The sequence below is a fragment of the Streptomyces sp. BE303 genome, assembly GCF_036290945.1.
Lineage (GTDB): Bacteria > Actinomycetota > Actinomycetes > Streptomycetales > Streptomycetaceae > Kitasatospora.
This window is the reverse complement of the sequence record NZ_JAQYWZ010000716.1, coordinates 61792-87770: the sequence shown is the minus strand read 5'-3', so window position 1 is coordinate 87770 and position 25979 is coordinate 61792. Positions and strand designations below refer to the sequence as shown.

20 protein-coding genes and 1 pseudogene are annotated in these 25979 nt (G+C 72.9%); 10 read left to right on the top strand and 11 right to left on the bottom strand.

The features are described 5' to 3' along the window. Window positions 1–137: 137 nt before the first annotated feature. Both PUR56_RS20275 and soxR read right to left on the bottom strand, forming a co-directional pair. On the bottom strand, window positions 138–488 hold the full coding sequence (locus PUR56_RS20275; protein ID WP_329949956.1) for a peptidase inhibitor family I36 protein: 351 nt from the start codon (window positions 486–488) through the stop codon (window positions 138–140). Window positions 489–1052: 564 nt separating this feature from the next. Next, entirely contained in the window at window positions 1053–1517 is a 465-nt protein-coding gene (gene soxR / locus PUR56_RS20270) for a redox-sensitive transcriptional activator SoxR (RefSeq protein WP_329875964.1), read from the bottom strand. A gap of 96 nt (window positions 1518–1613) precedes the next feature. On the opposite strand from soxR, the gene fdxA reads away from it, so the two are divergent. The 3 genes from fdxA (at window position 1614) to PUR56_RS20255 (ending at window position 5645) form a co-directional block, all read left to right on the top strand. Then, entirely contained in the window at window positions 1614–1937 is a 324-nt protein-coding gene (gene fdxA / locus PUR56_RS20265) for a ferredoxin (protein ID WP_329875963.1), read from the top strand. A 1014-nt stretch (window positions 1938–2951) separates the two neighbouring features. After that, window positions 2952–4247: a peptidoglycan-binding protein gene (locus tag PUR56_RS20260; protein ID WP_329949955.1), complete on the top strand. Its 1296-nt coding sequence runs from the start codon at window positions 2952–2954 to the stop codon at window positions 4245–4247. Between the two features lie 282 nt (window positions 4248–4529). Then, window positions 4530–5645 (top strand): YncE family protein, encoded by a 1116-nt coding sequence (locus PUR56_RS20255; protein ID WP_329949954.1) that lies wholly within the window; start codon window positions 4530–4532, stop codon window positions 5643–5645. Between the two features lie 34 nt (window positions 5646–5679). Here PUR56_RS20255 and PUR56_RS20250 read toward each other — a convergent pair whose 3' ends face one another. After that, window positions 5680–6111, bottom strand: a complete 432-nt coding sequence (locus PUR56_RS20250; protein WP_329949953.1) for a hypothetical protein — start codon at window positions 6109–6111, stop codon at window positions 5680–5682. A gap of 233 nt (window positions 6112–6344) precedes the next feature. Further along, window positions 6345–6806: a winged helix-turn-helix transcriptional regulator gene (locus PUR56_RS20245; RefSeq protein WP_329949952.1), complete on the bottom strand. Its 462-nt coding sequence runs from the start codon at window positions 6804–6806 to the stop codon at window positions 6345–6347. A gap of 128 nt (window positions 6807–6934) precedes the next feature. Between PUR56_RS20245 and PUR56_RS20240 the strand changes: the two genes are divergently transcribed. Further along, window positions 6935–7915, top strand: coding sequence for a quinone oxidoreductase family protein (locus tag PUR56_RS20240; protein WP_329875958.1), 981 nt, complete (start codon window positions 6935–6937; stop codon window positions 7913–7915). Window positions 7916–7950: 35 nt separating this feature from the next. Here PUR56_RS20240 and PUR56_RS20235 read toward each other — a convergent pair whose 3' ends face one another. Beyond that, complete coding sequence (locus tag PUR56_RS20235; RefSeq protein ID WP_329875957.1) at window positions 7951–8241, bottom strand: DUF2695 domain-containing protein; 291 nt, start codon at window positions 8239–8241, stop codon at window positions 7951–7953. Window positions 8242–8441: 200 nt separating this feature from the next. On the opposite strand from PUR56_RS20235, the pseudogene PUR56_RS43520 reads away from it, so the two are divergent. Further along, window positions 8442–9155 (top strand): annotated as a pseudogene (locus PUR56_RS43520) (TIGR04222 domain-containing membrane protein); the annotation flags it as partial. A 207-nt stretch (window positions 9156–9362) separates the two neighbouring features. Here PUR56_RS43520 and PUR56_RS20230 read toward each other — a convergent pair. The 4 genes from PUR56_RS20230 to PUR56_RS20215 form a co-directional block, all read right to left on the bottom strand. Next, window positions 9363–10562: a PP2C family protein-serine/threonine phosphatase gene (locus PUR56_RS20230; protein ID WP_329949951.1), complete on the bottom strand. Its 1200-nt coding sequence runs from the start codon at window positions 10560–10562 to the stop codon at window positions 9363–9365. A 401-nt stretch (window positions 10563–10963) separates the two neighbouring features. Next, the gene (locus PUR56_RS20225) at window positions 10964–11134 is read right to left on the bottom strand and encodes a hydrophobic protein (protein ID WP_329875954.1); all 171 of its coding nucleotides are present in this window, start codon (window positions 11132–11134) and stop codon (window positions 10964–10966) included. Between the two features lie 111 nt (window positions 11135–11245). Beyond that, window positions 11246–12553 (bottom strand): HAMP domain-containing sensor histidine kinase, encoded by a 1308-nt coding sequence (locus tag PUR56_RS20220; RefSeq protein WP_329949950.1) that lies wholly within the window; start codon window positions 12551–12553, stop codon window positions 11246–11248. 113 nt (window positions 12554–12666) lie between these two features. Then, complete coding sequence (locus PUR56_RS20215) at window positions 12667–13353, bottom strand: response regulator transcription factor (RefSeq protein WP_329949949.1); 687 nt, start codon at window positions 13351–13353, stop codon at window positions 12667–12669. Between the two features lie 209 nt (window positions 13354–13562). On the opposite strand from PUR56_RS20215, the gene PUR56_RS20210 reads away from it, so the two are divergent. The 5 genes from PUR56_RS20210 (at window position 13563) to PUR56_RS20190 (ending at window position 20192) form a co-directional block, all read left to right on the top strand. Further along, window positions 13563–13694 carry a hypothetical protein gene (locus PUR56_RS20210; protein WP_329875951.1) on the top strand — a complete coding sequence of 44 codons (132 nt, stop codon included), beginning with the start codon at window positions 13563–13565 and terminating at the stop codon, window positions 13692–13694. An 88-nt stretch (window positions 13695–13782) separates the two neighbouring features. Beyond that, window positions 13783–14547, top strand: a complete 765-nt coding sequence (locus PUR56_RS20205) for an LmeA family phospholipid-binding protein (RefSeq protein WP_329949948.1) — start codon at window positions 13783–13785, stop codon at window positions 14545–14547. After that, window positions 14544–15824, top strand: a complete 1281-nt coding sequence (locus tag PUR56_RS20200) for an alpha/beta hydrolase (protein WP_329949947.1) — start codon at window positions 14544–14546, stop codon at window positions 15822–15824. The genes PUR56_RS20205 and PUR56_RS20200 overlap by 4 nt, the downstream gene beginning before the upstream one ends. Window positions 15825–15945: 121 nt before the next feature. Further along, window positions 15946–16695 (top strand): hypothetical protein, encoded by a 750-nt coding sequence (locus PUR56_RS20195; RefSeq protein ID WP_329875948.1) that lies wholly within the window; start codon window positions 15946–15948, stop codon window positions 16693–16695. 572 nt (window positions 16696–17267) lie between these two features. Continuing rightward, a complete protein-coding gene (locus PUR56_RS20190; protein ID WP_443034536.1) occupies window positions 17268–20192 on the top strand; it encodes a discoidin domain-containing protein in 2925 nt (974 codons plus the stop codon). A 106-nt stretch (window positions 20193–20298) separates the two neighbouring features. On the opposite strand, the gene PUR56_RS20180 is transcribed toward PUR56_RS20190, so the two are convergent. Both PUR56_RS20180 and PUR56_RS20175 read right to left on the bottom strand, forming a co-directional pair. Further along, window positions 20299–21312, bottom strand: a complete 1014-nt coding sequence (locus PUR56_RS20180; protein WP_329949946.1) for a LacI family DNA-binding transcriptional regulator — start codon at window positions 21310–21312, stop codon at window positions 20299–20301. A gap of 221 nt (window positions 21313–21533) precedes the next feature. Beyond that, window positions 21534–25799, bottom strand: coding sequence for a discoidin domain-containing protein (locus PUR56_RS20175; RefSeq protein WP_329949945.1), 4266 nt, complete (start codon window positions 25797–25799; stop codon window positions 21534–21536). Between the last annotated feature and the right edge of the window lie 180 nt (window positions 25800–25979).

Here is a 25979-nt window from a genome sequence, read left to right as displayed (position 1 = left end):
AGGGCGGTTGCGCCGGTGCGGTACGACGACCCGGTGGCGGCGGCCGGCGGGCGGCCGAGGAGGATCCTCGGCCGCCCGCCGCCCTCCGGGGATGCCGACGGTGCAACTGGTCGAAGGGCTGACCGGTCAGGTGTGACTCAGCACTCGTCTCGCCACGTCACTCCGGTGAGGGTGATCTCGCTGCCCCAGTTGACCTTGTAGTCGCCGGGGCCGGGGTTGAAGTGCAGGCACTCGGTGTAGGGGCCACCGCCGCCCCAGAGGAACCTGTAGTCGACGTGGTCGGCGCCGGGATCGGTGTAGCCGTTGTTGAACAGTGAATGGACGCCGTAGACCGTGCCGGACCAGTTCCCGGAAGTCTTCAACAGGACGGCGCCGCTCTGGTAGTACCCGGAGTAGGCGCAGAAGTAGCCACGCGGGCAACCCGACGGGCTGGATTCGGCCGAGGCGGATGGCGCAACGACCATGACGCCGACGAAGGCGGCAGTCACGGCGAGGCTTCTGAGTATGCGGCTGCTTACGATGGTGTTCCCCCTACTGGTGCGGCTCGGTCGGTCCATGAGAGTAGCGGCAACCGCGAGCCATCCGGGCAGGAACGGCAACAGCCGGACGATCAGGCACGAGGGGCGCCGACCGGGGCGCCAGAGAGCTGCTCACGGAGAGCGGTGTGCCCGGACCGCGCTCCGGGCACACCGTCCATCGGCCCTCCCGGATCGCGACTACCGCCTACTCCTCGTCGCCGGTCGCCGCCCCCACCTCCGTTCCCTCACGTCTTGGAGGACGTGCGCAGTACCGGAGCGGCCGCCAAGCGGCGGTACTGGATCGCTCTCTGAGCTCCCGCCATCGACCATGGTGATCGTCCGGACCTGAACGGCAGGCGGGTGAGCCTTGTGGCGCCCGGAAGCAGGCGGGTATACGCCGTTGTCGAGACCGTCTCAGGTGGTGCTGTCACGAGCCGCGCGGAAGGAGTTCTCCTGCGTGGGCATGGAGACGGGCAGGTACAGCCGGCCCCGCCTGCGCGGGGAGGACAGGAGAGGACCTCGACCCGGAACCCCTCACAGACGTCGGGGTCCGACACCGTCCTCGGCGAGTGCGTCGCCGGGGTTCAGCAGGGCGCATGCCTTCATCGAGAGGCAGCCGCAGCCGATGCACCCCGTGAGTTCGGCCTCCAGCCGTTCGATGGTCTGCCGGCGCTCCTCCAAGCGGCGCTTCCAGCCGCGCGAGGCGCGCTGCCACTCGTGATGGCTCGGCGGCCGGTCGAGCGGCACGTCTGCGAACGCCTCCTGAAGGTCCTGCAGCGGGATGCCGATCCGTTTCGCCACGGAGATCAGTGCGACGCGGCGCAGCATGTGCCGGGGGTAGCGGCGCTGGTTGCGCTCGTCGCGCTCGGAGGCGATCAGGCCGAGTTCCTCGTAGAACCGCAGGGCGGAAACTGCCGCCCCGGTCCGCGCGCTGACCTCGCCGATGCCCAACCAGTCGTCGGGGGTGGCCCTGGCGTCGCCGGGCTGGTGGGTCGCCATGCATCGCCTCCTCTTGACCTCAAGCTTACTTGAGGCCCTACGGTCGGCCGTGCCAGAGCGGCGAGCAGCACCGACCCGGAGAGGACGGCAGCCCCGATGACCTATGTGATCGCCCTGCCCTGCGTGGACGTCAAGGACAAGGCATGCCTGGACGAGTGCCCCGTCGACTGCATCTACGAGGGGGAGCGGATGCTCTACGTCCAACCCGACGAGTGCATCGACTGTGGTGCCTGCGAGCCGGTCTGCCCGGTCGAGGCGATCTACTTCGAGGACGACACCCCGGATCCGTGGCAGCCCTTCAACACGGCGAACGCCGAGTTCTTCACCGACCTCGGCTCCCCCGGTGGCAGCGCGAAGCTCGGCCTGATCAAGAAGGACCACCCGATGGTGGCGGCGCTGCCGGTCCAGGACACCGCCTGACCGACCGGGAGAGGTCACCCTGTGCGACCCGGCGCCCTTCCGTCCGAGCTGGGGAAGCCCGGGAAGGCGGCTTGAGAAGTCGCGCAGACTGGCCTGTTGCGCACACAAAGGGGCGGGGGTTCGCCCAGATCGCTGAAGCAGTCACCGAGGCTCGGGGGGGTGGCGGAGATGAGAGCTTCGCGAGGTACTCGCGCTGCCGCGGCCAGGGCGCGACCCGGCGGCAGTCACCGTCACCGTGGTCGATCGCTTCGGCCGGGCCGGGACACATGCGGCCCGAGCGACGGGCAGGCCGTTCGCGAAGTCCGCGATCGGACGATCCTGGTAGTCACTTGCGGTGGTCAGGCCGGATCCCGCCGCAGGCCGTCGCAGATGCGCGGGCGACGGGATTGCCGCCGACCAACGGGAAGCGACCAACGGGAAGCGGGCGACGGGATTGCCGCCGACCGACGGGAAGCGGGCGACGGGAAGCGGGCGGCGGGAAGCGGGCGGCGGGCTCCGCAGGCGGCCCGAGGGCAAAGGAGTCGATTCGGGACAGTCAGTCCTGACGCATCATCAGAGCCTTTTCCCTCGAAGGCGTTCAGGCGTCTCAGGATAAATCTGACGGTGTCTCACTGGGCAGGTCCACGGCCTGAGACGTTCCGCGAAGTCTCAAAGATCCGGACGCCCCTCGACCCGTGGATCACGCCGGGTCAGAGTTGGCGCCGTCGGGCGGGAAACGGCCGGACGAACGCCACCGGCACCCGTCCGTACGGACGACCAGTACGGACGAACCCGCGTGGCGAACCGAAAGGCACTGCACGCGCCCGTTCCGCGCCCCGTACGGCGCGGCCCTCGGGCCGTACGGCCGGACCACCGTGGCCGAGAGCGCCTCAGCGGCCCGGCCGCCGGTGGCCCCTCGGCGCCGGCCCCGAACCGCCCCAGGACGTGACGCCGCCGACCGGTGGACCCGTCACGTCCTCGCCCACCCGTCCCGGGCTTCCCGGGCGAACGAGAACGAGAACGAGAGGCAAGTCCATGTCCGCAACGAACCTCCGCCCACCCACCCGGGCTCCCGGCGCCCGGCTCACCTCGACGGCGCTGGCCCTGGCAATGATCCTCTTCGGCCTCCTGCTCGGCCCCACCGCGGGGCAGGCCCACGCGGTGGACGTCCGGCTGCTCCAGCGCGACCTCGCTGGGCTCAGCTACGCCCCGCTCAGCGGCGTCGACGGCGTCTACGGCTCCCAGACCACCGACTCCGTGCGGCACTTCCAGCGCGACAACGGCCTGTCCGTGGACGGCGTCGCCGGGACGAACACGATGACCGCGCTGCTCGCCAAGGTGAGGCAGGTCCAGGCCAAGGCCGGCGTCTCGGCCGACGGCGACTACGGCCCCGCCACCATCAACGCGGTGCGCAGCTACCAGAGCGCCCGCCACCTGGAGGCCGACGGCATCGCCGGCCCGCAGACCATGGGCGCGATGAACATCGACCGCATCACCTCCAGCGGCACCGGCAGCAGCAACGACACCCGGCTGCTCCAGCGCAACCTGACCGGTCTCGGCTACCTGGGCGAGGGCGGTGTGGACGGGGTCTACGGCCCCGCCACCAAGAACGCGGTGCTCTCGTTCCAGAGCGACAACGACCTCTCGGTCGACGGCATCGCCGGGCCGCTGACCAACGCGGCTCTGACCGCCAAGGTGAAGCAGGTGCAGGGCAAGGCGAACACGCCCGCCGACGGCGACTACGGCCCCGCCACCATCAACGCGGTGCGCAGCTACCAGAGCGCCCACGGCCTGGAGGCCGACGGCATCGCCGGGCCGCAGACCATGGCGTCGATGGGGATCCCCCGCGAGCTCGGCGGCGGCACCCCGGGCGGCGAGAGCGGCGGAACCCCCACCGTTCCCCCGCTGGACGGCAGTGTCCGCGACAAGATCGTCCAGGCGGCCCGCTCCCAGCTCGGCGTCCACGAGTGGGGCAACAACTGCAACCCGTACGGCCCCTGCGTGGCCTGGTGCGCCCTGTTCACCAGCTGGGCCTGGCGCCAGGCCGGCGTCAACTTCAGCACCGCGTTCAGCGGGGACTTCTACTACTACGGCCGCAACCACGGCACCCTGCACAGCGGTCTGAGCAACCCGCAGCCCGGTGACGCCATCGTCTTCGGCACCGGTCCGCAGAACACCAGCACGAGCGTCCACGTCGGCATCATCGAGAAGGCCAACGCCGACGGCACCGTCGACACCATCGAGGGCAACTCCAGCGACCAGGTGATCCGCCGCCACTTCTCCCCGGCGGCCCGCGGCGCCTACGCCATCATCTCCCCCGCGGGAGGCTGACCGGCGCGCTTCGCCGCCCTGCCTCCGGACGCGACCCGCGCCCGGAGGCAGGGCGCCGCTCGCGGTGCGGAGACCGGCCACGGGCACCGCGGTCCCGCTGTGCCGACGGGCCGGCGGCGGATCACCCCGTGGGCGCGGCTCCCGGTGGAGGCGCCGGACCGGACCGGTGTCACTCTCGAATTGGCCTGATGATGCATCAACAACTCTGCACTCATACCGAGTTCGTCCCGTAGCGTTTGCCTTCCACTGCGGGGACCTGCGGTGTCCGAAGGGGAGGGTTGAATGAACTCGCTTGCCTCGAAGGCTCGTTGGCTGGGTTCCCTGGCCGCCGTGGGGGCGCTGCTGCTCACCGGATCCGGCTCCGCCGGCGCCGACACGGGCCCGTCCGACGGGCCGGTCCCGGGTGTCCCGCGGACCGTCGAACTGGACTCGTCGCCCGCCTCGGTGGCGGTCGGCCCGGACGGGCACAAGGCCTACGTCGCGGTGAAGGACAGCATCGACGGCGCCAAGGTGAAGGTCGTCGACACCCAGAGCGGGGCGATCACCGCCGTGGTGACGCTCTCCACCGGACTCGGGGCCGGTCCCGGCCCGGTCGCGGTCAGCCCCGACGGTTCGCGCGTCTACGTCCTGTTCTCGACCGCCCGCAGGGCACCGCTGTCCACCCTGGCCGCCATCGACACGGCCACCGACGCCGTGGTCTCCAGCACGGCGGTACCGGACCAGCCCCGGCCCGAGGGAACCCTCCCCGGGGCCCTCACCTCACTGGCGGTCAGCCCCGACGGCGCCAGGGTCTACGTCGGCCAGAACGGGCCGGCCCGCTTCCACCGCCCGGCCGAACCGAGCGCCCGGATCCTGTCCTTCTCCCCGCAGCAGCAGGACTTCACCACCGCCGTGCCGGTGCCCGGCCGCTACCTGGGCTCGATCGTCACCCTGCCGGGCGGCGCCGCCGCGTACGCCGCCACCGACGAGAACCTGGTCCACCTGGACACGAGCACCGCGACCCCCGCCGTGGCCGGGGCCGTCGCCGCCCCGATCGGCGCCGTACCGAGCCTGGCCCTCTCCCCCGACGGCACGCGGCTCCACGGCGTGGGGAGCAGCGGCACCGGATACGCCGTCGACCTCGCCACCGGCACCCTCACCACCCTCGACATCGCCCCGGGCCAGTGGTTGCAGAACCCGTCGGTGGGCGCGGGCGGCACCCGGCTGTACCTCGTCCAGCAGGACCTCACCGGCACCGACGGCGCGGCCTCGGTCCTCGCCCTGGACACCGCGACCAACACCCTCGTCCCGGGCGAGGGCATCACCGGCCTCACCTGGGTCACGGGCCTGGCCCTCGGCCCCGACGGCCACACCTTCTACCTCACCGCCGGCTCCGGCCTGCAGATCATCAGCCTCTGACCGGACCCCGGCCCGTGGCCGGGGCGCCGGCGGCTCAGGCCGCGCCCGGAGCGTCCGCGAGGCGGGCCTCGATCTCGTCGAGGATCGGCCGGTAGGCCGCCTCGGCCGCCCGCATCAGGGTCCCGCACTCGGCGAACAGCCGTCGGGAGCGGGCCCCGCGCCCGGGCACCAGATCGTAGCGGCGCAGGCGCACCGTGCGCCGGTCCACCATGAAGCCGGCCTTGCTGCGCACGCCGTGGGCGTGGCGCACGGTGTCCTCGGCGTGGCGCAGCAGGTCCTGGTAGGCGTCGTGGGCCACCTTCCAGCGGGTGGCGTCCTGCTCCGTGCCGGGCACCTCGACGCCGCGCGCCGTCGGGTCGACGACGTCGTACAGGGTGAACCCGAGCCCCTCGGGCACCCGGGCCCAGGACATGGCGTTCCACGGCCACGCGATCAGGGTGTAGGTGCGCTGCTGAACTCGGATCACGCGGTCCCCCCGGGTCTGTGCGCGCCGGGGCCGGCGCCCGCCGCCAGCGTAGAGGCACGGTCCGTGCCCGGCGAGCAGCGGGTACGCGGTCCGGCAGGGGTCCGGTGCCCGTCCCCGTGGCCGCGGCCCCGTGCGGGTACGCCGGAACGGTCGCGGGAGGCGGTGGACGTTCGCCGGGCGGGCCAACGGAGCCGGTTCAGGAGGGACGGCGGTGCCGTCGGCCGGTCGAGGCGTCAGTCGACGGCATGCCCGGCCCCACGTCCCACTGGTCCGATCGGAGCCGGCCGGGCGACGCGCCCGGCGTCGTAGTCCGCGCGGCTGCGCCGGATGCCGCCGCCGTGCCGGTCGGCCCACCGGGCCACTGCGGCCAGAACCTCGCACAACTCCTCTCCTGCCGAGCTGAGTTCGTAGTCGACACGCGGCGGGATGGTCGGTGTCACCCGGCGAAGCACCAACCCGTCCCGCTCCAGACGCCGCAGCGTCAGGGTCAGCATGCGCGCCGACACCCCCTCCAGGAGGCGGTTCAACTCGCCGTACCGGCGCGGACGGTCCGCCAGTAGCGCGACGACGAGCGGGGTCCACTTGTCCCCCAGGCGGTCCAGCGCCTCGCGGGCCGGACACTCCTCCAGCACGTCCCGGGCGCGGGCAGGAACAGGAGTGTGAGCAACGGACAGCAAAGTGCGTTCTTCCCTCATCCGCGCCGTTCTAGCAGCATCGGATCGAGGCAGACAAGGCCGGTCCGCGATCCGGCCGATCACTGCCGGGCTGCCCCGTCGCGGGCATGGCCCCGTCCCCCCTGTCGTCAGCAGATCAGGAGATCAGCATGCGCGCCGTCGTCTTCCACCGTCACGGTCCGGCCCACGTACTGGAGGTGGACCGCGCCTTCCCCGACCCGTCCCCCGGACCGGACGATGCCCTGGTCAGGGTCGCCGCCGCGGGCGTGAGCTTCGCCGACACCTGGCTGCGCTCCGGCAGGCTGCACAGCATCGGCCACGCCCCGCCTGCCCGCTTCCCCGTCGTGCCCGGCGGCGAGGTCGCGGGCACCGTGGTCGGGGTCGGCGCGCACGCCGACCCCGCGTTGGTCGGCCGCCGGGTCGTCGCCGTCCTGGCGGCGGGGTGCGGCGGATACGCCGAGTACGCCGGCGTCCCCGCCGGCCACCTGATCGCTCTCCCCGAAGGGCTGGGGCCCGCCGACGCGGTCGCCCTGGCGGTGGCGGGCAGCACCGCCGTCGGCGTGGTCGCCGCCGCACGCCTCACGGGAACGGAGACCGTCCTGGTGGAGGGAGCGGGCGGCGGAGTCGGCCATCTGCTGCTCCAACTGCTGCGCGGCGCCGGAGCCTTCAGGATCCTTGCCCTCGCCCACGGCGACGCCAGGCAGTCCCTCGCCCGCGAATGCGGCGCCGACCACGTCATCGACTCCAGGGATCCCGACTGGCCGGGCCTCGTCGCCGACGCGGCAGGGCCCGCCGGCGTCGACGTCGTCCTCGACACCGTCGGGGGTTCCCATTCCCGCACCGCCCTCGGCCTGCTCAACCCCGGAACCGGCCGCCTGGTCGCCTACGGCACCGTCGGCGGCGACTGGCCCGAGATCACTCCGGCCGATCTGATGTACCGAGGGGTGGCCCTGGTCGGCTACGGCGGCCAGGCCGCCGATCCCCTGGCCCGCCGTGCCCTGACCGTCGCCGCGCTCGCCGCCGGTCTGCGCCCCCACCTCGGGCTCGTCCGCCCCCTCGACGGGGCCGCCGAGGCCCACCACGCGATCCAGACCGGCACCCTCACCGGCAAGGCCGTCCTCCTGCCCTGACCGGCACCGGCCCGTCCGGAGGCGGCGGAGCGGAATCAGACCCTTTCGTCCGGGTCGAGGTTCGCGAGCACCTCGCAGTCGCAGCCGGCACCGTTGGCCAGGAGGCCCGCTTCCGGCGCGGACCACGGCACCGACCAGGCGTCGGCCCAGGCCCGGGAGTGCCTCAGGGTGTGATCACAGTCGGTGTCCGCGAGGCGCTCCTCGACGTGGTCGAGGAGATCGTCGAGTTGTTCGCGGTCGAGGCCGAGCAGGTCCCGCTCCGCGCGCTTGTGCTCCGCCTTGTGGGCGTCGCGCAGCATCCGCCGGCGATCCCGTTCCGAGGACATCCGCACACCCTGCTTCTCGTCGACGAGGCGATGCCCCGTCCTACGGGCGTCGGCGCGCCCGGGCGTCGCGGCACGTCCGTGTCAGGGTCGGCGTCGGGACCGGCGTCGGGGCGAGCGGGGACGTCACGGGAACGCGGTGGTCAACCCTTCTCCGTGTCAGGTGCCACCGGGCGGGGTATGGGGCGGGCCGGGGGTGCGCCGTGCCGTGGTGGGTCCTGCTTGTCGTCGCCTACGGGTCGACCGCGCTCTGCGCCGTCCGCTACCGCCGGGCGCTCCGCGTCTTCCTGGACGCTCCGGTGCGTCCGCGCCCGCCCGACGACGAGTTCACGCTCTACGAGGTCGCCTTCCTGTCCCTCTACGAGAAGCGGGTCGCCCAGGTGGCGATCGCGGCGATGATCCTGGGCGGCCGGATGAAGGTCCGGGACAAGGTCCTCACCGTCACCGACCCCGTACCGCGCGATGCGGTCGAAGCCGACGTGCTCAAGGTGATCGGTCTCTCGCCGAGCCGCAGGACCTGGCGGCGGATGGGCCGGTTCGGGCGCAGCCGCGCCATCCTCGCGATCGGGAACAGGCTGGGGGACCAGGGGCTGGTGCGTCACCCCGGGCGGTCCCGGGCGGCGGCGCGCGGCCACGACCGGCTGGTGTGGATCCAGGTGCCGTGCATCGCCATGGGACTGACCGCCGTCGGACTGGCCGGTGCCGAGGGCGGTCGGACGTTCCTGATCCCGCTCGCCGCCACGGCCGTCCTCCTCGCGGCCGGCTGGAGGGCCGCCAGCCCGAAGGTGAGGGGTCACTACTGGTTCTGCAGCACGACGGAGGAGGGGCGGGCCGCACTGAAGGCCCACTACGCCCGCCACCAGCCGTGGATCCCCCGTACCAACGACCGCCTGTCCCCGCAGGACGCCGAGCTGCTTGCCGCCGGCGTGCAGGGGGGGCAGCTTCGGCGGCAGGCTCGGACCCCTGTCCGGGGCCCTCAACTGGCCCGACCGTCCGCGCAGTACCGAAACGCCCGTCAACGACCCCCCGGGGCTCGGCGGCCTCTGACACCGCATCGGCCCCGTCCGTCCGGCGCGACCGACGCTTCGCGGTCCCGACGCGGCCGGGCCGGGCCGCGCGCGAGGTCAGGTGCCGGCCCGGGCGGCCCCGCGGTCCGCGGAGAGGGGGCCGTACCAGTCCAGACACAGGACGGTGGCGTCGTCCCTGACACGGCCGTCGCAGGCGTCGGCGACCGCGGCGACCAGGGTGCGCACGACTTCGCGCGGGTGCTCGGCGGCGGTCTTGCGGATGAGGCCGGGAAGGTCGACCTGGTGCGCTTGGCGTTCCTGCATGCCGTCGGTGTAGAGGACGAGGCGGTCCCCGGGGTGCAGGTCGATGTCCTGCACCCGGTACGGGCCCTGTCCGAGGACGCCGAAGGGCAGGTTCACGGCCAGGCGCAGTTCGTCGACCGTGCCGTCGCGCAGCCGCAGCGGCCAGGGGTGGCCGGCGTTGACGAGCCGGGCGCCGCTCCCGTCCAGGGCGATGCGCAGCAGCTGACCGGTGGCGTAGGTCTGTCGGCCGTGGTCGAGGAGGGCCCGGTGGATCCGCTGGGCCTGTTCGGCGAGGTCGGTGCCGGCGCGGCGGGCGCCTCGGGAGGCGTTGACCAGGAGGGTGGCCATGAGCGAGGCGTCGACGTCGTGGCCCATGGCGTCGGTGATGGACAGGTGCAGGGTGTCGTGGTCGAGGGTGTAGTCGTAGGTGTCGCCGGCGATGTCGGCGGCCGGGACCAGGGCGCCGGCGAGGGCGAACTCGGCGGCTTCGCAGGAGGGGGCGGAGGGCAGGAGCTGGCGCTGGATCTCGGCGGCCAGGCTGACCGGGGTGGTGCGGTTGCCCCAGTGGTAGAGGTCGGTGAAGCGGCGGTCCGCGATGATGATGTACGCCAGCGCGTGCGCGGCCTCCTCGACCTGCTCCAGCACGTCCGGGGTGACCCGGTCGAGGAACAGTTCCAGGACGCCGATGGTGTCGCCGCGGTTGGTGACGGGGGCGAGCACCCGCTCCCCCTGCCCGTCCTGCGGTGCCCGCACCGGCTTCTGGGTGCGCAGGACCTCGTCGTAGACGGTGCTGCCCGCGAGGGGGACCTGTTCGGCGGGGCGTTCTCCGTGCGTGGCCGCCGTGTCGTTGACCCGCAGCAGGCGCCGGCCGACGACGTCGACGAACAGCAGTGACACGTACCGCGCGTCGAAGCGGTCGCGCAGGTTGCGTGCCACGACGTCGAGGGAGTCCATCGGCGCGGCGTCCTCCGCCGCGGCCAGTACCTCGGCCGGTCCGATCCGATCGCGTGCCATGTCGGCCTCCTCGAGTCTCGGACTCTTCGTCCCGCAGGCGCGGCGAGCACCCCGGCTGCGGGACCATTCTCACTGGTGGGGGTGCCGGATGCAGCCGTCCTTCCCGGCGCGCGCACGCCTGACGGAGAACGTTCCGGGCAATGCGGACAAAAAGACTCGCGGGCGGTCGGACGGGAGCGGCGTGGGGCGGGCGACCGACGGGGAACGCGGACAGGCGCCTCGGCATCGCCCAGCCCGTCGCCCGCTCCGGGCGGCGCGCGCGGACCCGGCTGCCCCTCCGTGGACCTCGACGTACGGCGGGTGCGGGCCGGAGGCGGGAAGGCCGTACCCGGGAACGGGGGCGGGACCCGGCGCATGTGCGCGGGTCCCGCCCCCGTTCCCTGGTGCGGACGGACCTGTGGTCACCAGCGGTACCAGCGGTGGCGGCGACCGGAGGAGTGGGTCCCGCGGGCGACGAATCCGACCAGCCAGAGCACCAGGACGATGATGGCCACCCACCAGAGGATCTTCACCGCGAAACCTGCCCCGAACAGGAGCAGGGCCAGCAGCAGGACGAGAAGAAGGGGAACCATGAGTCGACCTCCGTAGTCAGTGTCGGAGGACCGTCTGCCCGGCTGATCAGCCCGTATTCATGGGAATCTTCCCGTCCGACGAGGGCAGAGGACGGGGTCGGGGCCAGGGCGTCAGCCCTCCCCCGGAAAGGTGACGGTGAAGTGGGCGCCGCCTTCGGGACCGTGGCCGCGAAGGACGAGAGTGGCGCCGAGACGCTCGGCGAGGCGTTGGGCGATGGCGAGACCGAGGCCGGTACCGGTGGGGCGGGTGGCGGCGTAGCGGTCGCGCAGGGCGCCCGGTCGGAAGGCGATGCGGACGTCGTCCTCGGTGAGACCGGGTCCGCCGTCGCGGACCTGTAGTTCCACCTGGCCCTCGGCGGTGCGCCGGAGGGCGAGGACGACGGGTGCGCCGGGCGGGGTGTGACGGACGGCGTTGGCGAGGAGGCCGTCGAGGAGCTGGCGGACGCGGAAGGCGTCGGTGGCCGCGGTCACCGGTTCGTCGGGGTGTTCCAGGCGCAGGTCCAGCCCTTGCCGCCGGGCCTGCTGGGTCCAGGCCCGCGCGGTCTCCCGGACGAGTGCGTCGAGATCGGCGGGTTCCCGGGTGATGTGGAAGTCGTCGGCGTCGAGGCGGGCGAGTTCGAGGAGATCGGTGACGAACCGGTCCAGGCGCTCGGTCTCGGACAGGAGGATCCGTCCGACCTCCTCCTGCTGCCCGGGTTCGACCACACCGTCGGCGAGGGCCTCGGCGAAGCCGCGCAGCGCGGTGAGGGGGGTGCGGATCTCGTGGGACACCGAGGTCAGGAACGCGCGCTGGCGACCTTCGCTCTGTTCGAGGGCGGCGCCGAGGGTGTTGAGGGCGCGGGCCACCTCGCGGGCCTCGGCGGGACCGTGGACCGCGCAGTGCAGGTCGCGCTCGCCCCCGGCGAGCCGGTGGGCGACGGCGGCGGCGTCCACCAGGGGGCGGGCGATCCGCCGGGCGAGGAGGGCACCGGCCAGCGCCGCCCCGACCAGCCCGGCGACCAGGGGAAGGGTCAGGCCCGCGCGGATCCGGTCGGCGGCGGCGTCGACTTCGGTGAAGGGCTGGGTGAGGACCACCGCGCCGTCGCGTGCCGGGCGGCCCTCCAGCAGGACGCGCGCGCCACCGAGCACGGCCGTGGTGGAGATGTCCTCGCCGGCCAGCAGGGCGTCCCGGTCGGCCGGGGTGACGGCACCGGCCGACGGGCCGGCCACCTGGCCGTCGGGGGCGATCACGGCGACCTGGACACCGGTGGCCCCGGTCAGCCGCTGCGCCTGGTCGAGCAGCAGCACCGACAGGTTGGGGGCGACGGACAGCACGGCTGCCTGGCGGACCAGCCGTTCCCGGTACTGGGCCTCGGCGTTGGACCGGGCCGTCCGCCAGCCCGCGAACCCGGCCAGCAGCACCGCCACGGTCGCCACCACGGTGGCGAGCAGGACCAGGTTTCCGGTCAGCGAACCGCCCGGCGTACGGCCGCGCGTACGGGCACCCGGTCCTGTACGGGCACCCGCTCGCGCAAGGGCCGGCGGGCGCAGCCTCACCGCCCGTCGTCCTGGGCGCTGTAGCCGACGCCGCGAACGGTCCGGATCGGGCTGGCGTCGCCGAGCTTGGCCCGCAGCTGGGACACGTAGACGTCGACGACCCTGCTGTCCCGGTAGTCGGCGTGCCCCCAGACCTGTGAGAGCAGCTGGTCGCGGCCGAACACCCGGCCCGGCCGGGCCAGCAGATGGGCCAGCAGGTTGAACTCGGTGGTGGTCAGTTCCACCGGCTCCCCGTCGCGGTGCACGGTGCGGCGCTCCGGGTCCAGTCGCAGCCGTCCGACGCTGTAGGCGCCGACGGCCTGCGGTCCGGCGGTCCGGCGCAGCACCGCCTTCACCCGGGCGACCAGCTCGCGCGGGGAGAACGGCTTGGTGACGTAGTCGTCGGCGCCCAGTTCGAGGCCGAGGATCCGATCGGCCTCCTCGTCGCGCGCCGTCACCAGGACGACCGGCGTCCAGTCGTCGGCGGCACGCAGGCGGCGGCAGATCTCGGTGCCGTCCAGGCCCGGGAGCCCGATGTCCAGGACGACCGCCACCGGCCGCAGCCGCCGGACCGCGTCCAGACCGGCCACCCCGTCGCTCTCGGTGTGCACCCCGAAGCCCTCGCGGGCGAGGTAGAGGCGTTGGAGGTCGGCGATGTGGCGCTCGTCCTCCACGACCAGGACCAGGCCCTTGCTCGGTGTCATCGCCGTCCTCTTCCGACCTCCGCCGCCGCGCACGCTCCGGTCGCGGGTCTCGAACTGCTCCGATGCTAACGCGCCGAACGGGTCGCTCCGGGGCGCCGCCGGTGATCCTTACACGCCCCGAACACTCGCCGAACCCACCGCTTGCAGCCCCGGTCCAGCCTGTTCCCGGGCCCCCCGACCGGCGGGCCCGGACGCGAAGGAGGGCACCGGTGGTCACGGATCCGAGGGCGCTGGTACTGGCCGGCGTGGCGGCCACGGCCGTCCTGCTCGCCGCCGGCGCGGGGTTGCTCGCCCGGACCCGCAGCCGTCCGCGCACCCGCGGCCTCCGCCGCCGGACCTGAGCCCGCGTGCCGAGCCCCGAGCCGACCCACGTCATCCCGAGCCGCCCCGAGCCGTCCCGAGCCGTCCCGAGTCATCCCGAGGAGAAGCATGACCCGCCGTCCCGCCCCACCCCGTTCCCCGGCACCCTCACCCGGCCGGCTGCGCCGGATGCTGCGCCCCGCCACCCGGCGCGGCCGGATCGCGCGCGCTGTCGCGGTGCCCGTGGCCACCGTCCTGGTCCTCGCCGCCGGTGCGGAGGTCGCCGCCGGGCACGTACTGGAGAGCCGGATCGCCGAGAGTACCGCGAAGGCCCTCGGTGCCCCGGTGGAGGTGGACACCGGCAGCGGTCCGGCCCTCGTCAAGATCCTCGACCGGCGGCTGGAGCACGTCACCCTGAGCGCCGACAACGCCCGGCTCGGCGGCTTGAGCGGCGCCTCGGCCCGGATCACGCTGACCGACGTGCGGTTCGCCGCGTCCGTACCCAGTGCGGCCGGGGTGTCGGCGCAGATCACGATCCCCGCCGACGCCCTGGCCGCCACCGTGCGCGACTCCGGCCAGAGCCTTCCGGTCGGTGCCGCCCGCACCGATCCGGCCGCCGGCACGATCGAACTCGGCCTGGGCTCCGGCGGCACCGGCCGGCTCACGCTCAAGCCCGCCCTCACCGACGGCAGGGTGACGATCACCGCCACCGCGCTCGAATTCCTCGGCCGCACGATCACCGGGCCCCAGCTCGACCGGATCAACGAGCGCCTCACCGCCAGGAAGCAGGGCGGCGGCTACCCACTGGGCCTCTCGCCCACCGCCCTCGCCGTCACTCCGACCGGCCTCGCCCTCACCCTCTCCGCAGGCCCGACCACCCTGAAGCACTCGTGAACCGGGAGCCCTCGCCGACCATGCCGCAGAACCCCTCACCCCAGCCCCGACCGGCCGCGCCCATCACGCCCGCCACGCCGACCCCACCCGCCACGCCCGTTCGCCGGACTCGCCGCGCCAAGCTGCGCCGCCGCCTGCTCACGGTCGTCGCAGGCATTCTCGTCCTGGCGCTCGGCGCCGCCGCCGGTCTGCTCTGGCTGGCCGCGGGCAAGATCGTCAGCCCCATCGACGACACCCCGCTCAACACCCGCGTCCTCGCCTCCGGCCCCGGCACGGTGACCCTCCCCGCCACCACCGACAGCCGCTACGCCGGCACCTACGGCCTGGTCTGGCAGGACACCGCCGACCGCCGCCACCACGGCGTCCTCGGGTCCGTCCTCACCACCGACGGCGACACCGTCACCAGGGAGCTCACCGCCGACACGGTGCCCACCCCCGGCGCCAAGGCGAAGATCATCGTCACCGTCTGGAACTCCGACCCCCGGCAGGCCGCCGGGCTCGACTTCCAGGACGTCACCTACCCCGGCGAACTCGGCCCGATGCCCGCCTGGTTCGTCCCCGGCACCGGCACCACCTGGGCCATCCAGGTCCACGGGCTCGGCGCCGGCCGCGCCGCCGGACTGCGCACCATGCCCCAACTGCACGAACTCGGCCACCCCGTCCTCGACATCACCTACCGCAACGACCCCGGCGCCCCCAGGGACAGCAGCGGCAAGCGCCACTTCGGCGACACCGAGTGGCGCGACCTCGACGCCGCCGTCCGGTACGCCCGCAGCCAGGGGGCCACCGATGTCGTCCTGATCGGCTACTCCATGGGCGGGGCCGTCGTGGAGGCCTACCTCCAGCGCGCCGCCGACACCGACGCCGTCAGCGCCGTCGTCCTCGACTCGCCCGCCCTGGACTACCGCGCGGCCCTCGACTCCATCGTGACCGGCCTCGGTCTGCCCGCACCCGTCGCCGCCCTCGAGACCGGGATCATCGGCCTGCGCGCGGACGTGGACTTCGACGACATCGACGCCCTGGCCGTCAACCGGCGCACCGGCGGCCCCGAGCAGCCCGTCCTGCTCTTCCACGGCACCGGCGACAGCGTCGTGCCCTACGCCACCAGCGCCGAGTTCGCCCGCGACTGGCCCGGCAAGGTCACCCTCGTCACCGTCGAAGGAGCGAGCCACACCGGCGCGTGGAACGCCGATCCCGCCGCCTACGACAAGGAGCTCGCCGCCTTCCTCACGCAGCACAGGCGGACACCTGACGTCGTCCGGCCCGCAGGACCGTGACCAGCGGGCCGCACGGCAAGGCGGACGGACTCCGCAGTCCACGGCGCGGGACGAAGGCAGGATCCGCAAGGAAGACCCGGGTTCCGTGTCAAGGCGCCACCACCCGGAGGAAGATGATCCGATGAACCACGTACCGGAGGACGCCGGCAGGCGACACCGCATCTTCGTGTGGGCCGCCTGGAACCGCGACGAGGCGACCTGCCACATACGGCGCATCATCAACGTGAGGAAGCCGGACGGTACCTTCGCCGGACGGAAGGACAGCCCGGGCAACAAGAAGGTCTTCGGGTTCCGGACCGGCCCCCTCGCCCGCAACACCGACGAAGCCGCCGTGCTGGGCGTGCTGGCGGGCCTCGTGGCCGCCGAACACTCGGACGACGTGACGATCGTCCTGGCGTCCCGAACCGCGGACGACCTGCTCCAGCACGTCCGTGACACGGGCGAGTTCCCGCAGCCGCACCCCCTCGCCGAGACCCTGCTCGGATGGACCGGCCGACGGCTCTCCCGCGCGGTCCGGAGCGTCGAGCCTCCGACCCACCCCACGTTCGCCGGTCTCCACCGCGCGGCCGAGTCGTCGCACCTCGGGCCCGGCGTCCTCAAGACCCTTCCGGAGGTGTGTCAGTACCTCGCCACGGGCCGCCTCGGCCCGCTGGAGGATCCCCGGAGGACCGACGCCGACGGGTGTCGGTGCGGGAAGGTCCGCTACGACTCCTGGGATCTCGCCCTGGAGGCGCTCCTGGCCATCACGAGTCGGCGTGATCTCGGCTACTACCCGAAGCGGGTGTACGCGTGCCCGACGAGTCGTCAGTGGCACCTCACGAGCCGGGCAACCGAGGGGCAGGTCGGACGGTCCGGCCCCTCGGCCCGGTGATTCCCCCGGCGCCGCCCGGGCGGCGCCGCGGACGGCCGCGGACGCACGGCGGTCCCCATGACGTCGCCGCTCCCGCTGCCTGCCGAGGAGAGACAGTCGGTCGATTAGACGACATGCATCTGTTCATCTTTTGCGCAGGGATGAGCTCCCAGGAATACAGGCCGGCGACGAGCGTGTCAACGAACCCGACCGATCCCTGCCCGCAGGACACTTGATCCCCCGCCCAAGTCCGTTCGCATCAAGTGGACGGCACCCTGCCGGACATCCCCGTGGAGGCGAGGGAGGGGGCGGTCAGTCCTGGGCGAATGAGAATCGATGTCTTGCAGTCCTGTGTCACATCTTTGCTCTTTCCTATGGACTTCATGCGATGACCGACCGTAGTCTCTCGCCTCGGCGGCAACCCCCGCGCCGCTCCCCAACTCCCGGTGCGCTCCGCTCCGTTCACCGGGCGCCCCGCCCGTGGCGACGGCCGACCTCGCGGGCTCGCACCCCACCGCCACCACCCCGCCATCACCACCCCGTCACCACCACCCCGCCATCACCCCCACGACCGGCAAGGATGTGCTGACTCCATGCAACGACAACGCCGCCCGCAGCCACGGATCCGGTTCCGGAACGGCCTCGCCGCGTTCACCGCCGTCGCGGTGGGCGCGGCCGGCCTGTTCACCGCGGCCGCCGTCACGACGGCCGCCCCCGCCCACGCCGCCGCGGTGCCGACGCTCTCCCCGCTGGACGTCCCCGCCCGGGGCGCCACCGTGCCGTTCAAGGAGCAGGAGGCCGAGTACGCGGCGACCAACGGCACCGTGATCGGCCCCGAGCGGGCGTACGGCACGCTCCCCTCCGAGGCCTCCGGGCGCCAGGCCGTCACCCTCGACGCCCCCGGCGAGTACGTCGAGTTCACCCTCACCGCACCGGCCAACGCGATGAGCTTCCGGTACTCCCTCCCGGACAGCGCGGACGGCCGGGGCCGGGACGCCTCGCTCGGTCTCCTGGTCGACGGGGTGAAGCTGAAGGACCTGCCGGTCACCTCCAAGTACGGCTGGTACTACGGGGGGTACCCGTTCAACAACAACCCCGGGGACACCAACCCGCACCACTTCTACGACGAGACCCGGACCATGTTCGGCTCCTCGCTGCCGACCGGCACCAGGATCCGGCTGCAGGTCACCTCGACCGCGCAGTCGCCGACCTTCACCGTCGACCTGGCCGACTTCGAGCAGGTCGCCGCGCCGATCGCCGCACCCGCCGGCGCCATCGACGTCGTGGCCGACTTCGGCGCCGACCCCACCGGAGCCGCCGACAGCACCGCGAGGTTCCAGGCCGCGGTCGACGCCGGCCAGGCGCAGGGCCGGACGGTCTTCGTCCCGCCGGGCAGCTTCACCCTCTACGACCACGTCGTGGTGGACGGCGTCACGCTGGCCGGCGCCGGGCCCTGGTACAGCGTGCTCGGCGGACGCGACCCGGTGAACCGGAACCGGGCCGCCGGCATCTACGGCAAGTACGCCCCCGGCGGCGGGTACGGCGGGGCGGTCCGCCCGCACGAGTCGAACGGCCCGAGCCGCAACGTCACCCTCAAGGACTTCGCCGTCATCGGCGACATCAGGGAGCGCGTCGACGACGACCAGGTGAACGCCATCGGCGGCGCGATGAGCAACTCCACCGTCGACAACCTCTGGATCCAGCACACCAAGGTGGCCGCCTGGATGGACGGTCCGATGGACCGCTTCACCCTCAGGAACAGCCGCATCCTGGACCAGACCGCCGACGGCGTGAACTTCCACACCGGCGTCACCGGCTCGACGGTCACCAACACCTTCGTCCGCAATACCGGCGACGACGGCCTCGCCTCCTGGCCGGAGCGGGTGCCCAACGTCGGCGACAGCTTCACCCGCAACACCGTGGTCCTGCCGATCCTGGCGAACAACATCGTCACCTACGGCGGCAAGGACTTCACCATCTCCGACAACGTGATGGCCGACACCGTCACCAACGGCGGCGGCCTGCACATCGCCAACCGCTACCCGGGGGTCGGCTCCGGCAACGGCACCGCCGTGGCCGGGACCATCACCGCTGCCAGGAACACCCTGATCCGGACCGGCAACAGCGACTACAACTGGAACTTCGGCGTCGGCGCCATCTGGTTCAGCGGCCTCAACGAGCCGATCAGGGGCGCGCACATCACCGTGACCGACACCGACGTCCTCGACAGCTCCTACGCGGCGATCCACACCATCGAGGGCTCGTCCGAGGGCATCGAGTTCACCAACACCACCATCGACGGGGCCGGCACCTACGCGATCCAGGCCCAGGCCGCCGCCGACATGCGGTTCACCCACGTGACCGCGAAGAACATCGCCCAGAGCGCCACCCCGACCCACAACTGCGTCGGCGCCGGATTCAAGGTCACCGACGGCGGGGGGAACTCCGGCTGGTCCGGCTCCACCTGCTCCGGCCTGTGGCCCGCCCCGCGGTTCACCTACGGCGGCCGCCCGACCGGCGGAACCCCGACGCCGTCCCCCACACCGAGTGTGCCCACCACCCCGACGACCCCCTCCCCCAGCGCACCCTCGCCGACGACCACCGCCCCGACCACACCGCCGGCCTGCGATCCCGGCACGGGCAACCTGGCCCGGGGCAAGAACACCACGGCCACCAGCCGCAACCAGACCTACACCGCCGCCAACGCCGTGGACGGCGACGCCGCCACCTACTGGGAGAGCGCCAACGACGCGTTCCCCCAGGCGCTGACCGTCGACCTCTGCGCCGTGACCGGCGTGGACAGCGTCACCGCCAGGCTCCCCGCCTCGTGGGGTGCACGCACCCAGACCCTCTCCGTCGAGGGCTCCGCCGACGGCACCGCCTTCACCACCCTGGCCCCCGCCGCCGGGCGCACCTTCGATCCGGCCGGTGGCAACGCCGTCACCATCGGACTCCCCCGCAGCAACGCCCGCTTCGTCCGGGTGACCGTCACCGGGAACACCGGCTGGCCGGCCGCCCAGCTCGGCGAGCTGGAGATCCGGGCCACCGGCGCGACCGCCACCCCGACGCCCACCACGCCGACCACCACACCCCCGGCCGGAACCAACCTCCTCGCGGGCAAGCCCCTCACCGCCACCGGCTCGGTCGGCGGCTACGGCCCCGGCCAGGCCGCCGACGGCGACACCGGAAGCTACTGGGAGAGCACCGGCCACGCCTTCCCGCAGTCGCTGACCGCCGACCTCGGCGCCCCCACCGCCGTCGGCCGGCTGGTGCTGAAACTGCCGCCGGCCCCCGCCTGGACCGCCCGGACCCAGACCCTCGCGGTGCTCGCGAGCACCGACGGCACGACGTGGACCACGGCCAGGGCCGAAGCCGCCCACCGCTTCGACCCGGCCACCGGCAACACGGTCACCCTCGCCGTACCGGGCACCACCGCACGTCACCTGCGGCTCTCGTTCACCGGCAACACCGGCTGGCCGGCCGCCCAGCTCGCCGAGTTCGAGGCCTACACCTCCTGACCCCGCGTCCCCCGGGCAGAACCCGAAGCGCCGCAGGCCCCGCCGTTCCGATGGACCGGAACGGCGGGGCCTGCGGCCGCGTGGGGCTGTGTAGGGCCGCGTGCGGTCAGCCGGCGGCGGGGGCCGGCCCGGTGGAGCTGCGCACGACCAGCTCCGGCTCGAACAGCAGCTCGTCGTGGGTGATCCTCGCGCCCGCGATCTCCCCCGCCAGAAGGTCCACGGCCGCCCGGCCCATCGCCTCGATCGGCTGGCGCACCGTGGTCAGCGGCGGATCGGTGCAGGTCATGAACGAGGAGTCGTCGTAGCCGATCACCGACACGTCGCCGGGCACCGACAGCCCCACCCGGCGCACCGCCCGCACCGCGCCCAACGCCAGCGGGTCACTGGCACAGACGATCCCGGTCACCCCCTCGCCCAGCAGCCGCGTGGTGGCCGCCTGGCCCCCCTCCAGGGTGAACAGCGCGCGCTTGACGTGGCTGTCCGGCAGCTCCAGGCCCGCCGAGGCCGCGGCCCGCCGCGCCGCGTCCAACTTCCGCTGGGACGGCACGTGGTCCGCCGGCCCCAGTACCAGGCCGATCCTGCGGTGACCGAGCTGCCGCAGGTGCCCCATCGCCTGCTCCACGGCCACCGCGTCGTCACAGGAGACCCGCGCGAAGTCCAGGCCCTCGATCGCCGCGTTCAGCAGCACCGTCGGCAGACTGCGCTCCGCCAACCGCTCGTAGTGGTCGTGGGCGGCGTCGGCCTGCGCGTACAGACCACCGAAGAACACCACCCCCGACACCTGCTGGGCCAGCAGCAGGTCCACGTAGTCCGCCTCCGAGATCCCGCCCGCGGACTGCGTGCACAGCACCGGGGTGAACCCCTGCCCGGCCAGCGCGCCGCCCACCGCCTCGGCGAAGGCCGGGAAGATCGGGTTCTGCAGCTCCGGCATCACCATGCCCACCAACCGCGCCCGCTCACCGCGCAGTTGGGTGGGGCGCTCGTATCCCAGCACGTCCAGCGCCGTCAGCACCGCCGCCCTGGTCGTCTCCGAGACGCCGGGCTTCTCGTTCAGCACCCGGCTGACCGTGGCCTCGCTGACCCCGACCTTCTTCGCCACCTGGGCCAGTCGTCGTGTCATGCGGCCATTCTAGCTCCGCCACGCAAGGAAATTGCATGGTCTTGCGACGAAGACGCAAATTCCAACGGTCGATCGGACAGGAACCGCACGCCGCTTGCCGATCCCCGCAAGCCCTGAGCCCGGTATGCCAGGTGGGGCGCCGCGCCGGAACGCAAGGACCGCCGGGAGGTCGGAGACCTCCCGGCGGCACGGAACCGCCCGTCACCGGGAGGTTCCCCTCCCTACGGGTTGACCTTGATGGTGAACGTCGAGGTGGTGTTGCGGATGTTCTGGTGGTTGTCGCTGAACCGCAGGTGGTCGAAGGTCACCGAACCGACCGCCGGGCCCTGCCCCGGTTCGGGCAGCTCGTTGGCCCAGACGCCGATACCGGACCTGGCGTCGGAGGCGTCACCGCTGCGCCGCGCACCGGAGATCGAGATGTTGCTGAACACCGTGTCGGCGACCGGGAACTGCGGCTGACCGCCCACGTAGTTGGTCTGGAACATGATGCCGCTGTACGTCGGGTCCACGATGTCCACGTCGGTGACCCTGATGCCCTGGAACACCTTCGAGGCCGAGAACACCCAGATCGCCGGGAAGACCTGCGCCCCCCAGAAGCGGCCGCCGGCCCGGACGACGGAGATGTTCTTCAGATCGGTCGTCGGCGAGGCGCCGAAGCCGTTCATCGGGTACCCGAAGTCCAGCGAGGAGATGGTGATCCCCGAGTAGACCAGGGTGTCCGCGATGTAGATGTTGCGGAAGGTGTTGGCGTACCCGCCGTAGACCGCGACGCCGGCGGCCCGCCAGGTCAGGATCGAGGTCAGGTTCTCGAAGACGTTGTTCTTCTCGTCCGCCCCGCCCGCGTCGATCGCCGAGAACAGCGCGAAGGAGTCGTCCCCGGTGGCTCGGGCCTCGTTGTTGGAGACCAGGTTGTCGGTCGAGCCGTTGGTCATGTTGACGCCGTCGGCGAAGGTGTTGCGGATCCGGGAGTTGGTGATCTTCATCCGGTCCGTGTTGGCGCCCCAGTACAGGCAGACCACGTGCTCGGTCCAGATGTCGTCGATGGTGATGTCGGCGACGTTGGCGAAGTCGAAGACCTTGCCGGGGCCGTCGATGCGGGAGGTGTAGTTGCCGAAGTAGGCGAAGCCGGTGAAGGACGAGCCGTTGGCCGAGGCGTCGGCCCGGAAGCCGACGTCGGTGTTGGACTGCGAGGACGGGGCGTGGAACCGGGTGAACCAGGGGCCCGCGCCGACCACCCTCACCGCCTTGCCGTGGACCTGGAACTTGCTGGCGGTCTGGTAGTCCCCCCTCGGGAGGTAGACGCCCACCAGGGCGCCGGTGGTGTCCATCCGGACCCGGTCCAGAGCCGCCTGCACATCGCCGTGGGTGAAGCCGGTCGGCACCGCGTACCGGGCCGGGTCGGGGTTGGGGAGCTGGGTCGCCTGCTCCAGGCTGACGAAGTCGATGGCGTACGTGGTGCTGTTGCCGGCGTCCTTCTGCAGCTTGATCCTGCTGCCGGCCGGGAGGGTGGTGCCGAGCAGCAGGTTCGCCTCGTCGTAGACGTGCCGGGGGCCGCCGGCGCCGAGCGAGTTGCCCGGACCGGTCTCGCTGCCGTACAGCCAGGAGTACTTGGAGGTGAGGTCGAGGGCCTTGAGGAAGACCCCGTCGACGTAGACGTCGAGTTTCGCGTCGATGCCGTCGCCGCCCGGCGCGTCCGGGATTGAGAAGCGGGTCACCAGGGTGTTGGTCGGCGCCTTGGTGGTGAACTCGACCGAGGCGCCGGTCGTGTTCAGGGTGACGGCCTTGCGGCCGGAGGCCTCGCCCGCGAGGTCGCCGACGGTCCGGTTGGGCCCGACCACCGCGGCGCCGCCGGCCAGCACGCCGTCCTCGGCCTCGTAGGTGTCGAACGGCAGGTTGGCGCCGCGGCCGACGAACAGCGACTGGGTGGAGGTGTTGTTCGCCTGCTTGACCGGCAGTTCGTTGGCGTCGGTGGCGATGACCGCCCTCACGGTGTACCGGCCGTTGCCCGCCGTCCAACTGCCCAGGTTCACCGGGGAGCCGGTGGCACCGGGCGCGATGACGCCGGTGTGGCTGCCGGTCAGGGTCCTGACGACCGCACCGGTGGCGTCGGTCACCGTCAGACCGATGCCGTGGGCGCCGCCCGCCGAGGCGGTCGTGCCCTGGTTCTTGACCGCCACCGAGAACGTGACCTCGTTGCCGCTCGCCGGGTTGCCCGGGGTCCAGCTGACGGGCGCGGCGACCAGGTCGGAACCGGCGACCTGACTCACCACCAGCGGGGCCGGCGCGGTGTGGGCGTTGTTGGTCTCGTCCCGTTCGACGACGGCGCCGGCCGGGTCGGCCTCGGCTCGCAGCTGGTAGCTGCCCGCGTTCTGCGGGCCCGTCGGGACCGAGACGGTCGCGGAGGCACCGGCGGCCAGCGGGCCGAGCTGCGCGGTGCCGGCCTTGGCACCGCCCAGGTAGAGGTCGACGGCGGTGGCGGCGGAGGCGGCCGTGCCGGCGTTCCTGACCGTCGCCGAGAGCGTGAGCGGGTCGGTCTCCACCGGAGCGGCCGGAGAGGCCGAGACCGCGGTGACCGTGAGGTCGGGGTTGGGCGCCGGGGTGCCGATCACCTGGAACTCCGCGATCTGCCCGGCTCCGGCACCGGAGTTGGCGGTGATCCGCAGCCGGACGTCGGCCGCGGTGGCCGTCAGCGGGATCGTCACCGTGTTGCCCGAGGCCGGGGAGAACGTGTAGGGCTTCGCGGCCACCAGGCTGGTGAATCCGGTCGCGTTCTGCTCCCGGCCGAGTACCTCCACGGTCTGGGTGCGGGTGGCCCAGGCCGCGGCCGGGTCGAGCTTCAGCACCACCGAACCGACGGTCGCGTTGGAACCCAGCCGCGTGGTCAGCTCATTGGGGTAGCTGCCGCCCGCGCCCTCCCAGTAGGTGGTCACGTCGTCGTCGTTGGCGTTCGCCGCGACGAAGGTGTAGATGCTGGAGTCGGCCGTGATCGGCTTGCCCCCGGCCAGGTTGGTGCCACCGCCACCGTCGTTGCCGGTCCGGACGACGGTGTTGCTCGCCTCGGAGCGGTTGCCGGCCGCGTCCCTGGCCTTCACGTAGTACGACACCGTGGCGCCGTCGGCCCGGCTGTCGGTGTACGTCAGCACGTTGCCGGCCACCTCGGCCTGCAACGCGCCGTCGGCGAAGACCTCGTACCCGGTGACCGCGACGTTGTCGGCGCCCGCGCCCCAGGCCAGTCGGACCTGCCCGGAGGTCGGCCGGGTGTACGTCAGGTTCGTCGGCGCGGACGGCGCCTGGGTGTCCCCGGGGGCGCCCGTGCGGGTCACGGTGTTGCTGGCGGCCGACTGGTTGCCGGCCGCGTCCCTGGCCTTCACGTAGTACGAGACGGTGGCGCCGTCGGCCCGGCTGTCGGTGTACGTCAGCACGTTTCCCGCGACACTGCTGACCAGGGCGTTGTCGGCGTAGACGTCGTAGCCGGTGACCCCGGTGTTGTCGCTCGCCGCGCTCCAGGCCAGCCGGACCTGCCCGGAGGACGGCTGGGTGTACGTCAGGTTCGCGGGCGCGGTCGGCGCCCGGGTGTCCCCGGTCACCGGGCCGTACACCTCGAACTCCGCGAGCTGGGCGGCCGGCCAGCCGGTGTTGGCGGTGACCTTCAGCCGGACGTACCGGGCCGTGGTGGTGCCGGTGTCCACCGTCACCGTGTTGCCGGTGGCCGGGTCGAAGACGTAGTCGGCGGAGGCGACCCGGTCGGTGAAGGTGCTGCCGTCGGTACTGGTCTGCACGACGAGGGTCTGGGTCCGCCGCTCCCAGCCCGTCGGCAGCTTCAGGACCAGCCGGCTGACGGCGACCGCCGTCCCGAGGTCGACCTGGATCCACTGCGGGAGCGCGTTGCTCGCGCTCTCCCAGTAGCTTCCCTGGTTGCCGTCGTCGACGTTGCCCGCGCCGTAGCCGCCCGAACTGCTGCCGGCCGTGAAGGCCCGGCCGCGGGCCAGGTTGGCGCTGGAGCCGGTGGTGCCGTGCACCTCCAGCTCGGAGATCTGCGCGGCCGGCCAGCCGGTGTTGGCGGAGATGTCCACCCGGACGAAGCGGGTACCGGTCGACGGGAAGCCGATCCTCACCGTGTTGCCGGCGCCCGGTTCGAAGGAGTACGGGGCCGAGGCGGTGAGGGTGGAGAAGGCGGTGCCGTCGGTGCTGCCCTGAACGGCGAGCGTCTCGGTGCGGGCACCCCAGCTCGCGGGGAGCTTGAGCACCACCTCGTCGACGGCGGTGGTGCTGCCGAGGTCGACCTGGACCCACTGCGGGAGGGCGGTGCCGGCGCTCTCCCAGTAGGTGTTCTGGTCGCCGTCGTTGACGAAGGCGGCGCCTCGGCCGGCGGTGGCGCTGCCGGCGGCGGCCGGCTTGCCGGCGGCCAGGTCGGGGCCGCCGGCGGCCCGGGCGGGCAGTAACGGGCCGGCGACGAGCAGCAGGCAGGCCGAGGCCAGCCCTGCCACGAGTCGGGAAATCGGAGCTGTCGATCTCACGGGAGTCCTCTGGATCTCATCAGGATGACAGGTGGGGGGCGGACAGGCCCGGAAAGCGGAGCCTCTCCGGGAGGGAGTGGGCGCGTGCGTGCCGCGGCCCCGACCGGCGGGGCGGTCCGGGCGGGCGTCGCGGAGGGGCCTGGCGAGAGG